This window comes from Eisenibacter elegans DSM 3317 (assembly GCF_000430505.1).
Lineage (GTDB): Bacteria > Bacteroidota > Bacteroidia > Cytophagales > Microscillaceae > Eisenibacter > Eisenibacter elegans.
The window spans coordinates 283,469-298,072 of sequence record NZ_AUMD01000012.1 but is presented as its reverse complement, the minus strand read 5'-3'; the positions used below and the strand labels follow the sequence as shown (position 1 = coordinate 298,072).

At 47.4% G+C, this 14,604-nt stretch carries 7 protein-coding genes and 2 tRNA genes; 1 reads left to right on the top strand and 8 read right to left on the bottom strand.

Going from position 1 to position 14,604, the window contains the following annotated elements; genetic code table 11:
* Position 1: 1 nt before the first annotated feature.
* Entirely contained in the window at positions 2 to 1,948 is a 1,947-nt protein-coding gene (locus tag G499_RS18775; RefSeq protein ID WP_081413648.1) for a GAF domain-containing protein, read from the bottom strand.
* 257 nt (positions 1,949 to 2,205) lie between these two features.
* Between G499_RS18775 and prfA the strand changes: the two genes are divergently transcribed.
* Complete coding sequence (gene prfA / locus G499_RS0104880; RefSeq protein ID WP_026999015.1) at positions 2,206 to 3,285, top strand: peptide chain release factor 1; 1,080 nt, start codon at positions 2,206 to 2,208, stop codon at positions 3,283 to 3,285.
* Between the two features lie 271 nt (positions 3,286 to 3,556).
* Here the strand turns inward: prfA and G499_RS0104875 are convergent, their stop codons facing one another.
* The 7 genes from G499_RS0104875 to G499_RS0104845 form a co-directional block, all read right to left on the bottom strand.
* Entirely contained in the window at positions 3,557 to 4,291 is a 735-nt protein-coding gene (locus G499_RS0104875; RefSeq protein WP_026999014.1) for an MlaE family ABC transporter permease, read from the bottom strand.
* A gap of 187 nt (positions 4,292 to 4,478) precedes the next feature.
* Positions 4,479 to 7,655, bottom strand: a complete 3,177-nt coding sequence (locus G499_RS18770; RefSeq protein WP_081413647.1) for a VPS10 domain-containing protein — start codon at positions 7,653 to 7,655, stop codon at positions 4,479 to 4,481.
* Between the two features lie 233 nt (positions 7,656 to 7,888).
* On the bottom strand, positions 7,889 to 9,148 hold the full coding sequence (locus G499_RS18765; protein WP_051295915.1) for a lytic transglycosylase domain-containing protein: 1,260 nt from the start codon (positions 9,146 to 9,148) through the stop codon (positions 7,889 to 7,891).
* 212 nt (positions 9,149 to 9,360) lie between these two features.
* On the bottom strand, positions 9,361 to 11,880 hold the full coding sequence (locus G499_RS0104860; RefSeq protein WP_081413646.1) for a T9SS type A sorting domain-containing protein: 2,520 nt from the start codon (positions 11,878 to 11,880) through the stop codon (positions 9,361 to 9,363).
* Positions 11,881 to 12,557: 677 nt separating this feature from the next.
* Positions 12,558 to 12,634: transfer RNA gene (locus G499_RS0104855), tRNA-Asn, on the bottom strand.
* Between the two features lie 39 nt (positions 12,635 to 12,673).
* Positions 12,674 to 12,747, bottom strand: a tRNA-Asn gene (locus G499_RS0104850).
* A gap of 132 nt (positions 12,748 to 12,879) precedes the next feature.
* Positions 12,880 to 14,586: an ABC transporter substrate-binding protein gene (locus tag G499_RS0104845; protein ID WP_081413645.1), complete on the bottom strand. Its 1,707-nt coding sequence runs from the start codon at positions 14,584 to 14,586 to the stop codon at positions 12,880 to 12,882.
* Positions 14,587 to 14,604 lie beyond the last annotated feature (18 nt).

The following is a 14,604-nucleotide window of genomic DNA, read 5'->3' as shown; positions in this document are numbered from 1 at the left end:
GCTAAAGCTCTACCTCTCCTATATCATGTAGTAGGAAGAGGTATTTTTCGACTTGCTTTTGCTCATTGACTACCGCCGTAGCACTAGCCTTGAACCGCAGGCGTTGCCCTTGTTTGTCTTTTAGGTAAACAAAATCAGCCCATTTTTGTATATTCTGCAAGCTATTGCGGGCTTTATCAAAAGTATTATACGATTCAAACAAGGTTTCGATATTGAGCTGTAGCAGTTCCTCTTGTTCATACTGTAGCTTGAGGGCTGTCAGGGGGTTGACGTGACTGATACGGTATTGCTCGTCGGTTTCGATGATGAGTGATGTGGCGTTGAGGAGCGCATCACGGTCGCGGTTGCTGCGTTTACTTTTAGAGATTTCTTCCTTGGTTTGCTTTACTTCGCGCTCCTTGGCTTTTACCTCTTCTTCCTTGCTGCGCATTTGTTGGGTGATGATGGTCGATTCTTCGAGCAGCGCCTTGGTACGTTCGCTGATTTTTACGGAAGCAATCGCAGAGGCAATACTTTCGGCAACCTTCTCCACGAACTCTATTTCGTAAGGTTGAAACGTATTGAAGGAGGCCAACTCTACCACACCATACACCTCTTCATTGACCTTGAGGGGTACTATCAGGATGCTGTTGGGGTTGGCTTCGCCCAAACCGGAAGTAATCATCACATACTCTTGCGGCACTTCGGTCAGGTAGATGGTATGTTGCTCCAGCCATGCCTGCCCCGAAAGCCCTTCGCCTCGATAGACCTTTTGTTCGAGGTATTTTTTCTTATCCCAAGCATAGCAAGAGGCCAACATCATGTATTGGTCTTCTTGGTCGTTGGTTTTATCTTTTTCGGACACAATAAACAATCCGCCTTGGTTGGCACGGATATACTTAACCAAGTTGGAGATGATATTGTCAGAAAGTTGTTCGATATCATTATTGTTGGTACGCAACAGTTCGCTAAACTTGGCCAGACCTTCGTTTTGCCAGTTGCGGCGGCGGTCTTCTTCAGCCACACGGGAGAGGTTGTCGCGCATGTTCAGCAAGGCATTGCCGAGTACGTCTTTCTCGCTAAGCGGCTCATACGACGCTTGGTAGTTGCCCTTACCAATGTTTTCGGCAAAGAGCGAAGTAGAGCGCAAGTTATTTACCAGCCGGTCGGCAGAGGCAGCCATCTGCCCAATTTCATCATCTTCAAAAGCAAAGTGCTTGTCTTCGGGAAGCTCACCCGAGCCTAACTTGACGAACACTTCATTGATATACTTGATAGGCCGCACTATCTGCCCCGAGATAAGCAAGGCCGCAATCAAGCCTACGACTATCAAGACAACCCCTAGACCAATAGTGATGATTTTGAGCCAAGTAAAAGAGCTCTTCAGCTCTGTTCGGGCTTCTTGAGTTTCTTTTTGTTTTTGTCGGTAAATACGATCTAACTTGGCCAACACATTGCGTGAGGTAGGTAAGATATAGGTGTTGAGCCGTTCTTCGGCAGGCAAGATGAGGCGCTTGTTTTCGTAAGCCTCATAGTCGGCCAAGTCGTTCATGATGCGCTTTTGCTCCTTCTTGATACGTTCAAAGGTTACGAAGATTGTATCCAAGGTTTTGCGTTGCGCCTCGTTTTCCCACTCGTTGGCGGCTTGGATAAGCCGGTCCTTGATGGCTGTATACTCAAAGTCTTGCAAGCGTTTGAGGTTGCTTTTGTCGTCGGGGGTGATGTGGTTATAGACCCAATTGGTGATATACATCTGCGTGCTAGTAATGAGCAGGCGTAAGTTTTGAATCTCTTCGATAGACGGATAAATGACCTCTGATGAGCGGTCGAGGACTTGCTCGCTACTCGAAATCGAAATCACACTGAATATACCATTGATATTAAAAATCAGGATGATAGATAAAAATCCACCGATGATTTTTTGGCGAATGCTCAGATTGAGACCCAAAATTTTTCTTGCTCTGCTCATAATGTGTATATCAGTAGGGGTACGACCATAGAAGTAGATATGGTAAGGTTTGAGACCTGTTGCCTTGGAATCATTTTTAGTGATATGCCTTTGAGGGCAGTGGGAGTTTTCTCACAAGTTTGCAAAATTAATACCATTCCCAACAAGGCTGATTTTTAGCCTGTAGGCACTTGCTTCATTTGAACTTGTTAGTACCAAAATTAGCCCTTTTTTCGTAGTTTTGCAATCAGGTTTAATTTTTCGATACCACCAATCTTATGATAGATAAATTGCAAGCCATTCGCCGCCGTTTTGAGGAGGTTAGCCATCTCATCATCCAGCCCGAAGTAATGGCCGATATGAAAGAATACCGCAAGCTGAGTAAGGAATATAAGGAGCTTGAAAAAATCAACGAAGCCTATAAGCAATACGAAAATATTCTAGCCAATATCGATAGCTCCAAGCAAATCCTGAGTACAGAAAAAGACCCGGAGTTTCGCGAAATGGCCAAATTGGAACTAGAAGAGCTCCAAGAGCAAAAAGAAACTACTGAGGAAAATCTCAAAAACCTGCTCATCCCCAAAGACCCCAACGATAGCCGCAACATCATCCTCGAAATTCGCGCCGGAGCTGGTGGCGATGAGGCCGCACTCTTTGCCGGAGACCTCTACCGTATGTACCAACGTTTTGCCGAAAAGCAACAGTGGCGCTTAGAAATCATTGATTTTACAGAAGGCACTTCAGGTGGCTACAAAGAGATTATCTGCAATGTATCAGGGGAAGATGTGTATGGGATGATGAAATACGAGTCGGGGGTACACCGCGTACAGCGTGTGCCTGCTACTGAAACCCAGGGGCGTGTACATACCTCTGCCGCCTCGGTGGCCGTACTGCCCGAAATGGAAGAAGTAGACGTAGAAATCAATATGAATGAGGTTCGAAAAGACACTTTCTGCTCCTCTGGGCCCGGTGGGCAGTCGGTCAATACGACCTACTCTGCTGTCCGCCTAACACACTTGCCCACGGGCTTGGTGGTGTCGTGCCAAGATGAAAAATCGCAAATCAAAAACTTTGAGAAAGCCCTCAAGGTATTGCGCTCACGCCTCTATGAAATTGAGTTGAAAAAGCACAATGATGAAGTAGGTGCTCAACGCAAGTCAATGGTAGGTAGTGGCGACCGTTCTGACAAAATCCGGACTTACAACTACCCCCAGGGCCGTGTAACCGACCACCGCATCGGCTATACTGTCTACAACCTGCCGATAGTGATGGATGGCGAAATCCACGATTTTATCGAAGCACTCCGCCTTGCTGACAACGCCCAAAAACTACAAGAGGGAACTCGCGAACAGGCCTAAGCACCTATCGATTGTAATTAGATAAGGTAATTCAAACCATTCCAAAACCCTTGGAATGGTTTTTTATATTCCTTGGAATATTATAATCGTCAAGAGTTTTCACTGCATCTCTGGACATATATTTGGCCACAAAGAGCACAAAAGACGGGTTCGGAAGCCCTTATATAAGGTACGCCTTTTTGAGTTAGAGACGAGATAAGAGCATGTCCTGAGATGCGCCTCTTTGACTATACCCAACCAGTTTTGATTAGGCATACATCAAAATTCGCCCTTAGTTTTTGAGCAGCAGCTCAGCCAGTACATAATCAGCCAACAACACCGCAATGGCGCTAATGGTTACGGCCTGAGTACTCGACTGCCCTACTTCTAAGGCTCCTCCACGGGTATAAAACCCCTGAAAAGCTGACAGAGAGGCAATCAGAAAGGCAAAAACAAATGCTTTGATAAGCGCAAAAGTTACAGAAAAGGCATTGAAACCATCGCGAATACCTTTGATATAGTCTTGCTCGGTCATAATGCCAGTAACTGTGGCGGCAAAATATCCGCCCAAAAGCGCTAAAAAGCCGGCCAAAATCACCAACAAGGGAAACATCAAAACAGCGGCAATGATTTTGGGCAAAACCAAGTATGACACTGGGTTGATACCCATCACCTCAATAGCGTCTATTTGTTCGGTAATACGCATAGTGCCTAGCTCTCCGGCGATATTCGATCCAACCTTGCCCGCCAACACAATACAGGTGAAGGTAGGCGCTACTTCCAAAAGAATAATGTCGCGTGTAACCAAGCCAATCACATAGTCTGGAATCAGGGGGCTGATGAGGTTGTATGCCGTTTGGACGGCAGTAACTGCCCCAATGAAGGTCGAAACAATAGAGACTATGAAAATAGAGTTGGTACCAATGAGCACACACTCATTGACCACTAGGCGCAGATACACCTTAAACCGCTCTGGGTTCACAAATAGCAAACCCAAGAAAACCATATATCTCCCAATATTTGTCAGCATGTCGGTAGCAGGGATAGTGTGCGCCAAAAGTACAATATAAATCAGGAATGAAAAAACGAGAAGCTTACAAATCGGAGAAAGACCGCTAAAATTGGATTACATTGTGTTGTAGTCCATCGAAAAAAGCTGCTCCGAAACTCGGAACAGCTTTTGAGAACTTCAAGTTGAGTATCAAGATGACGTTTTATTCCCCGCTGGCCTTCAAGGGCTCATAACGTTTGAATGTAGGGCGTGGGGCTTGCTCAGCAGCTTGTATGAAGCTATTCCATACTTCTGCATAAAAAGCATTCGTACGATCTAGCGCATCATTCAGAGCTTTGTCGGCTTCGGCCAAAAGTACACGATGGGCCGAAGAAATCCCATCTTCGGCACTGCTGGTGGCCCAAGTAGCCTCCCCAATTTTGGCACTCACCGTTTCAGACGTGCGGAAAATACCTTGCACATCATCTGGGCCGACCATCATCTCGCGCAGGTCTTTCAGACTGTCTTTCACTGCATTAGCCTGTTTTTTCAGCGCCAATGTAGCTTCATCGTCTGCGTCGCCAAGTTGCTTGAGGAAATTGTCTACAGCCTCTTTCGATTCGTTGAGTCGTTCCATCAGCGCTCGGGCGCTGCGGGTACGCTTATAGACCTCCTCATACCAAGCCTGTTGGGCAGCCAAAGCTTCGGTAGAAACATTCATTCTTGGGTCGGTCATTACTTTTACCTGCGTTTCGGCCTTGGCATCGCCATAGCTAAGGCGTACGGTATACGTGCCTGGTAAGGCGCTATAGCCGCTGGGTTCGGGGCTGTCGGGCTTGGCCTTGGGGGCGTTGATGCCGCGCTCACCGCGCACATCCAAGTTCCACTGAAAGCGGTTGATGCCTAGGCGCTCAGGCTTCATCTGTAGCGTACGAATGACTTCGCCCTGTGCGTTCACAATCTCGGCTTTGAGCTTGAGTGAATCTTTCTTCTCCCCTAACTGCCACTGGCCGATGCTATACGAAATCATCGCTCCATAAGGACGGTTTTCGCCAGCAAAAATACCATTGGCCGCAAATCGGGTTCCTGAGGCCTCTATGTATTTGGCTAGATAAGCATCGGGGGCTTCAAAGGCATACAGGGCTTCTTTGAGAATTTTATCACCTTTTTGTGCCAATTCGCGCAGCGGACGGATATCGTCAATCACATACAAAGAGCGTCCAAAGGTAGCCACCACGAGGTCATGCTCACGAGGGTGGATCACAAGATCGACTGTAGGGACAGTGGGGTAGTTTTTGGTCCACTTTGTCCACGTCTTGCCCTTATCGATACTGACATATAGACCCGACTCTGTGCCTAAGAACAACAAATTGGGCGCTACCAAGTCTTGTGCGACGGCGTGAGTATATCCCCATACCTTGTTGGCATCCACGAGGTTAGTCCAAGTTTTGCCATAGTCTGTGGTATGAAACAAGAACGGAGTCCAGTCATCTCGTCGGTAGTTATTGAGTATGACAAAAGCTTCTCCGGCATTGTGCGGTGAAGGGTGGATTTGTGGAATCCAGCTACCTGCGGGAGCTCCTTTAAGGCTTTTGGCGAGGTTAGTCCAGGTTTTGCCTCCGTCTTGGGTCAGCTGCACATTGCCGTCATCAGTACCTACCCATATAACGCCTTCTTTTACGGGGCTTGGGGCAATCGCTACGATGGTACAGTGATTTTCGGCAGCAGTTACGTCAAAGGTCAGCCCGCCGCTTTCGTGAGCTTTTTGCTTTTCGGGGTCATTGGTAGTCAGGTCTGGCGAGATGATAGTCCAATCATCTCCACGGTTATTGCTTTGGTGCAGGTATTGGCTACCATAATAAATTTTGGTTTTGACGAAGGGGTCGTGCGCAATGGCCGCGTTCCAGTTGAAGCGTAGCGCCTCTCCTTCAGGGTGTACGGGCTTGATACGCTTGGAGTGTCCGGTATGTAAATCTACACGGCCTAGGTTGCCACCTTGAGACATGGCGTAGACGTAGCGTTCGTCGCTATGGTCAGGGACAACATCAAAGCCATCGCCAAAGAATATCTCTTGGAAGTAGCTGTTGCGGATGCCACCCGCTTTCCAGGCATAGCCCGGGCCGTGCCAAGAGCCATTATCTTGCATGCCTCCCATTACGTTGTAGGGGATGGCCATATCCACATTGACGTGGTAAAACTGGCCTACAGGAATATTTTCGGCAAATCGCCAAGTTTTTCCACGGTCGCGGGAGATATTGAGTCCACCGTCATTGCCTTCTATGATGAAATCGGGATTTTCGGGGTGCATCCACCAGGCGTGGTGGTCAAGGTGTACGTCGGTATGGCGGCGTGACCAAGGGAGTAGGAGCTGCCAAGTACGGCCGGCATCTTCAGACACCGAAACCATCGTCCATAGGCTATAGATACGGTTTTCGTTGCTAGGGTCTACATAAATTTCGGAGTAGTAAAAAGGCCGGTTGCCAAACTCTCCTGTTTGGGTAACGAGTTTCCAATGTAGGCCTCCATCATCGGAGCGGTAAAAACCATTTTTCTTGGCTTCTACAATGGCATACACCACCTTGGGGTTGCTGCGGGCAATGGCTACACCGATACGGCCTAGGTTGCCGGCAGGTAGGCCGTTTGTTTCGTTGAGGCGCGTCCAGTTTTCCCCACCATCTTGAGTGATGTAAAGGCCTGAGCCTTTGCCGCCAGAGTTGAAAAACCAAGGCCAACGTCTGAACTCCCACATAGCCGCAATCAGTTTGTTTGGGTTGTGAGGGTCGATGACCAAGTCAGCAATGCCAGTATTTTGGTCTACATAAAGGATTTTTTTCCAAGTTTTGCCACCATCAGTAGTTTTGAATACCCCCCGATCTTCGCTCCCTCCCCAGGCAGAGCCTTGCGCACCCACATAAGCTACTTGGGGGTTGTTGGGGTCGAGCAAGAGTCGGTGGATATTGCGGGTTTTTTCGAGGCCGAGATATTGCCAAGTTTTCCCAGCATCTATCGACTTCCAAACACCATAGCCGCTGTTTTGGCTATTGCGGGGGTTTCCTTCGCCAGTCCCTACCCAAACAATGTTCGGATTGGCTTGATAAATGGCGATAGCGCCGACAGACGCGGTTTTTTCGTGGTCAAAAATGGGGGTCCAGTCTATGCCCCCACCTTCTGACTTCCATACTCCTCCAGAGGCTGCGCCGGCATAGATGATGTCGGGGTTATTCGTAACCACATCGATGGCCGTAATACGTCCACTCATGCCTGCCGGTCCGATACTGCGGGGCTGAATGCCTTGTAGATAATCAATATTAAGTTGTTGGGCATGTAATCCGAAGCCGAGGCCAATACTTAGGCACAAGCTCCAGCATAACCTCAACCAATAAGTATGAGTATGCAGCATATTTGATGGTAATTTTGTTTTTATTGGGTCTTTTGGTCAAAAATAAGCTTTTCTATTGTTTTGCAACAGTATATCAGATAAAAGACTGCCTAATGCTGCCAAACAACAAGCTATCCGCTATAAATGGGCGAATGGTATATCCTAACCCTTGGCACCTAAAAAAACACCGTTGGTTTTGTACGAAAACCAACGGTGTGTGTCATTATCATCTTAATCGACTAAAAGCCGGCGCACTAATTAGCTGCGATTTCTACTTGGGCTTCTGTCGGATATGTATCAATCCAAATCAGCAGTTGTGATTGCTCTTGAACCTGATTTTTGCTGGTAAGGCGGTTCCAAAGCATCAGGGCATTTTTGGATACTTGGTAACGCTGAGCAATCATTTCGATAGTTTCGCCCCGCATGACTTCGTGTACTAGTGGGAATGACTGTGCCGGAGCTGGCTCTTCCTCAGCAGCTGTATAGCCCAGCGCTGGTGTCTGCCATTCCCACTGCCCGGCTTCGAGTGCTTGGTATGCTTGCCAAAAAGTAAACCGGTTCGCCGGAATGCGTAAGGTATAGCCCTTCATTTGTACCGGTATATAATCTTTTTTGAGGTGTGGGTTGAGTTGTTGTAGTTGGCTTAGCGGGATATTAAGGTGCTCTGCCAAGTTGCTCAAGCTAGTGGCTTGCTGCACTTGAATGGCCGCCGCAGGCAGCGTGGCTAGCTCTTGAGAAGGACACATCCCGTGAGAGGGCGCATAAGAAAGCAAGTAGGCCGTAGCGATAAACTTAGGGACATACATCCGGGTCTGATGGGGCAAGTGCTTACTGACTACCCAAAAATCTTTGCTGCCACCCGCAGCGCGTACAGCCCAAAGCATACGTCCTTCGCCACAGTTATAAGCGCCTATAGCCAAATGCCAATCCCCAAACATATTGTAGAGATACTTGAGATATTGGCAAGCCGCCTCCGTTGATTTGTATGGGTCTTGGCGTTCATCTACAAACACATCTTGGCGTAGCCCAAACTTACGGCCTGTATAAGGCATAAACTGCCACAGCCCTACCGCTGAGGCATAAGACCGCGCCTTGGGACGCAGTTCTGACTCTACTACGGCAAGGTATTTTAGCTCCTTGGGCAGTCCGTGGCGCTCTAGTGCTTCTTCAAATATCGGAAAATAAAAAGAGGCTTTGCTCAACACTTCCTTGATGCTATTACGTCCATAGCTATAACTGGAGGTATACGTATAGATAAATTGCAAGGTAGAGGGGTTGCTAGGCAGGGCTATCTTGGCCTCAATGGCTTTTAGCCTTCGGGCTATCAGCGCATCGTCTTGCCCACGCACCAAGAAAGGCTTGTATTCCGTCAACGATTGGCGGATTTGGGTTAAGCTGTCCTGAGGAGGATGTGGGTGGAGAGGTAAGGCTAAATTTTGGTGTGGTTGGAGCCACAAAAAGGCCGCTAAGCAAATGATGGCGCTTTTGGTAGCACGGTGTAAAAAATGATGCATATAATGCTTTGTTGGTACACGGCTGCAAAGCTACGAACAATATCAAGAAATCAAAAAATTGATTATCAAAGTTTTATCAAAAAAATCAGGTTTTTACCTTAGAGTACTACTAAGGGGTTTTTGCGCCTTTTTATCCGGTCATCTCTCTGTCTATAAAAAAAGCCACCCCAAAAGTTTGGGGTGACTAATCTATCACAAATGACGGTCTTAGCCTAACGCTGTATCATCAGCCGCAGGGTATAGCTATCAGCACCGCTGCGCACCCTGATAAGGTACAAACCGGCTGGTTGTTTGCTCAAGTCTAACTTGGGTTGGCTTCCGGCGTCAAACACTTGGCTATCCACAATCTTTCCTGTTGCGCTGTACACCAATATTTGTACTCCTTGGCTGAAATCACCTTGAAGAGTTACCTCACCTGAGGACGGGTTGGGGAACAATAGCGGCGCGCCAACTTCGGCTGTTTGTGCCAAGGTCGTAATAATATCACTGGTCTGAATCTTGAGATTGTCAATGACCCAGCCCCAGCCATAGGCTGATTCGTCTGCATTGAGACGGAAACGGATTAAAATCTCATCTCCGGTGTTGAAGCGGTTTCTTAGGTTAATTACCCGATTGCGATACAGCCCTGGTGCACCGATAGCGCTAGAGTTTCCTCCTTGGAGGCTGCCGTTGTAGGTGCTTTCCCAGATATTGTGTGCGCGTGCGTCATACCCATCTAACAGTGGTATCCAAGTAGCGCCATTGTCCTTAGAGCCTTCTACAATGACATAGTCCCAGAAACCTACCCCGCCAAAGGGAATCCCACTCTCACCCGGCTCTACCAATGCTATCTCGTCAAAAGCCATCAAGGCATTGTTGGCGCTTACACGAATTTTGCGGCGCAATACATAGGTATAATCTACGGTCTGGCCTAGTGGAGCATCACGGTAAGGGTGTTCGGAGTGGATGGCGGGGTTGCTGAAGCCCGGCTCTACCCGGATAGAGAAGTCATCTCCAAAGAAGTCATCGGCCGCGCCGGCTGCATCAAAATTATTCTGGTAGCTGTCTAATGCGGCTCCCAAAGCTAGATTTTCGACTACAAAGCTATGGAATGTAGTGGCCGAAGGGCTAAAACTGCGGTTACGCGCCTGAGAGCGGTCATTGGCAATGATGCGATACCGGATAGTTTCGCCCCCTTGTAGCCCGGCAAACGAAAATGCCCCTGTGAACTGACTGCTGGTGGGGCTGCTCCTACGTAGTAGAAAAGGTGGGCGGGCTTGGTTGTCTATCGTATATTCGACCCATACGCTGTCGATGCCGAACAGGTCTGTAGCGCCAGCCAAAATCTCCACAGAGTCTTGTACGAGCAATTGTGCCCGAATGGGTGTATGTAATAAGGTGGGCGGGATATTATCTACCCCAACATAGAAGTAAAAATAGTTGTTGAATCGGGTGTTGGTAGCTTCGCTAGGCGACAGATACTCGCGGTTATCCTTGTCTTTGACTGCCACATAGTAGGCAATCGTCTTGCCATCTATCGCACTGCCCCCGGGAATGGTGGCGCTGTATTCGTCAGGGGTAGCCGTAGGGCTAAGCGCCACCTCAGTAGGGGTGGTTTTCATACTGTCGAGCGAATAAAACAATTTGGCAGTACTAGCTTGGAAGCCCGAGTCACTCGTAATTTTGACTTTGACCTCAAACGAGGCTGCCACTGTCTCAGTACTCTGAATGGTATCGGGTCGCAAGTATGTATGTGCCCAGCCCATATCGGCAAACATCGCCAAGGTTACTGGCCCAGGGTCGTGTACACCCGTTCCCGGAGCCGCCGCGTGGGTCATCAGGGTGTTGACAGTTCCTTTGAAGGGTATATCCGACAAGTGAGAAATACTAGAGCCTTGCGAATATGAAGCGGGCGAATGCAAGCTGGCTGGTGTGCTGGTGCGCTGGGTTAGTAAGGGCGACTGGAAAAGCAGGCTCTCAGAGGTAAACGCCTGGAAAAGCGCTACCGATGGGCTTGGGTAGTTGCTATTGAAAAGCAAGGGCTGAAGGCTACCATCGCGCAGATAATGTGCAAAAATAGACGGGAAGTTTTGAAGTAACAGAGAGCCTTCGCCATTCTCCACACTATTGAGTGACACAAAGCCCAGCCCATGCGCCAGCTCGTGAAGCACTACCGTTACAAGGTCAAACTGATTGAGCGGGGGATTCAGATCTGTGCCCAAATACCATCGGTTAAAATCACTGTTGAAATTGGTTACGATATCAAACTGATTGTTGTTATTCAACCCTCTCCCAGACATTTTCTCTGCCAAAGCAACCGGATACCAAGTATTGAGTTTGACCGCCCCCGGAAAATTACGATAGAACGTCCCCGGACGGGCAGAGCCTAGGGTGCCGGCAGCCAAAGGTGTCCAGTTGGCCTCTACCCGAATAGGCACTGGAGAGCTGATAAGCGATGCCCAAATATCAACCGCAAACTGAAAAGCAGCCTTGGCTTCTTCAGTAAAGCCTTTATATGTTACAATAAACTCCGACTTTGGCTCTGGGCGTGCGCCGTTAAGCAGTTGCTCCAAATATGCTTGGGGAGGGTGAATGTGTTGATGGGGGGTATCGCCCATAAAACAAACTACTTGCCCACCCTTCATTACCTGAGTTGTATTAAGTGGATTTGTGGGGGTCTGTGCCGATAGGGTCAAGCCCAAAGGCCAACCAAGACCTAAAATTAGGCATAGTAATAAGGTAGTCTTCTTCATTAGAAAGTGTTTTTTAGAATTTTTGCTAAGGCAGTGGTTCGGATAATAATACAAAATTAAAGCAAAGTGTTATAAATACCAACCAAAGTAGGGCTTCCGCATCAAACTTTTTTGTGTTGTTTTTGGCTTCAATTCAATATTTTATTCTGCGCACGTTTTCTATTGTTTTTGAAAAACCTTTAAAAAACGCTGCAAACGCATTCGAATAATTGGAGTAGTAACAAGCAACCAAAGATTGATTATTGATTTGGTGCGGAAGCCCTACAACCAAAGTACTGCCAACACTTTCTAAAAACATGCTCAGAAGTAGTGAGCTATACCAAGACTGATGCCCTCATATTGACGATTTTGGATTGATCCCACTTTCCGCACCCTATTTTTCAAGATAAAGTATTATTAAATAAATTGGTATTTTTCATTTTTTCATTGTAATAAAACTTATTTTCAATAATATTTGTCTCTAGACCTATATTTGAAAAACATAATTCAAAATCAATTTAATCTATTTTTATCTTAATTCCCTAATCTGAAATTAAGGAGTGCGGAAAGTGGAATTGATGAGCTTCGTTCTCCATATGCGCCCCAAAAAATATCGAGGGGATAAACACAACTAGTTTACGTTTACAGCTCATCAAAAGGCACAAAAAAACCACTTTACGTCAATTGTAAAGTGGTTGTGGCTCCTCAGGCTGGGCTCGAACCAGCGACCCTCTGATTAACAGTCAGATGCTCTAACCGACTGAGCTACTGAGGAATCAAAAACATTAACCCAAAAATCTCTAATAAATAAAAGCTCCTCAGGCTGGGCTCGAACCAGCGACCCTCTGATTAACAGTCAGATGCTCTAACCGACTGAGCTACTGAGGAAGTTAACTTTTAATATTTGGAGTGAGCTACATGTTTATAGCTTTCTCTTAGATTGGACTGCAAAGTAAATGCATCTAAATTAATAATCCAAGCAAAAGAGTGATTTTTTGCAAAATTTATACAACTTACTGATTATTTGGGGCTTACCATTTTCAGTTCGCCATATTCGTAGCGCAAAATAGGCAAGTAGGCATTGTCATTACCGTGTCGGAAATCAAACCCACCATTGAGCGCCCCTTTTTGTAAGCTTCGGTCTTTCAAGAAGGCGCGGAAGTCCGTTCGGCTACCATATTGGTACATCATCTGCCCAAAGTATTGCAGCAGCTCATATCCCACATAGGCATATTCATTGACCTCATTGAAGTTGGGCAGCGCCTTGTATGCGCTATGAAACTGGAGCAGTGCATCTTGGCTGTGTGTATGCCGATACTGTGGAGCAAGGAAATATATGTTGCGAATGGCCAACTCTTCGGTAGGGATCTCTTGGAAGCGCAACCAACTTTCTAGGCCGATAATGGGCTTTGTAAGGCCTATATTTTCTGAAGCTTGTAGCAGTTGGCTGGCGATAAGTTCACTGCTCGTGGCGGCAAATACATAGCCTACATTGCGGGTACCAATCTCATTGAGTAGCGCGGCCACTCGTTCCAAATCACCTGATTCGACTTGCTCATAGGCCAACACTTCGCCTCCGGCAGCCAAGAGAGCCTGTCGGTGGCTTTGCGCCATCAGTACGTGTTCGGGGAGGTTATCGTAGATGATAATGCTCTTGGCTTCGGCAAAGTTCTGGCGTGCAAAGCCTGCAGCCACAGCACCTTGGGTAGCAGGGGTCGGCTGGGTAAGGTAAGTATACGAAGAGCTCAGCAATGCCGGGTTATTGATTGCGGGGTTGATGATAGGGATTTGGTGATTGGCAGCATATACAGCCACAATCTTAAAGCTTCCTTCCAGCAGCGGCCCTACAATCAGATCTGCCTTGGCCAGCTCTCCACTATTGATTAGACTCAGGGCTTTGTCTTCTTCTCCGCTGCCAATATCATAGGCTTCTAAACGAATACGGATGCCTTTGGTAGCTAGCTGGCGTTCTGCCAAGCGCAGGCCCTGATGTAGGCCGACGGCTATTTTGGCTAGCTTGCCCATTGCATCGTGTTTGAGCACATTGACTCCAAAAGGCATCAATACGGCTACCACATATACCGGCTTTGTTTGCAAGATGTTGGCTACTTTGAATACTGGCATAGAGAGGCCAAGGTCTGCTACCATTTGGCGTGCTTTTGTGATGAGCGCATAGTCTTCTGAGTGTGCTGCTACTTTCTCTACATAATTCTGTGCCAGCTGCTTGTCTTTAGGGAACTGCAAATGTAGGTCATACAGTTCGGCCTCATTCATTCGGACAAAGTGATATGCTTTGAGCGTGTCGGCCTTGTTGCGGAGGTTTTCGTCTTTTATTTTGCCAAGGTACCCAAGTGCTTTTTCGGGCTTTTGCTCTTGAAAAGCGGCCTCAGCCAATAGCCAGTGAGCATCGTCAAGGCTGTGCCAGTTGGGGTGTTTGTCCAATAACTGTTGTAAGATAATCCGTGCCTCATTGGCTTGGCTTTGTTTGAGCGTTGCCAAAGCCTGATAATAATAGGCATACGCCGCAAAAACGTTGTTCTTGTGCGCAAAAGTCAAGGAGCGGAAAGCCTGCGCAGCTTCTCCATATTGTTGGGCATTATAGAGTTGCTGGGCAGCTTGGTATTTTTTGAAAAATGCGGCTTTACTTTGGGCTTGGAGTGGAAAGGTTTGTAAGCACAAACAACAAAAAGCGACCACACAGGCCGCAAGCAAACGGTAATTCATCATTGTTGATAGGTGTGAGTA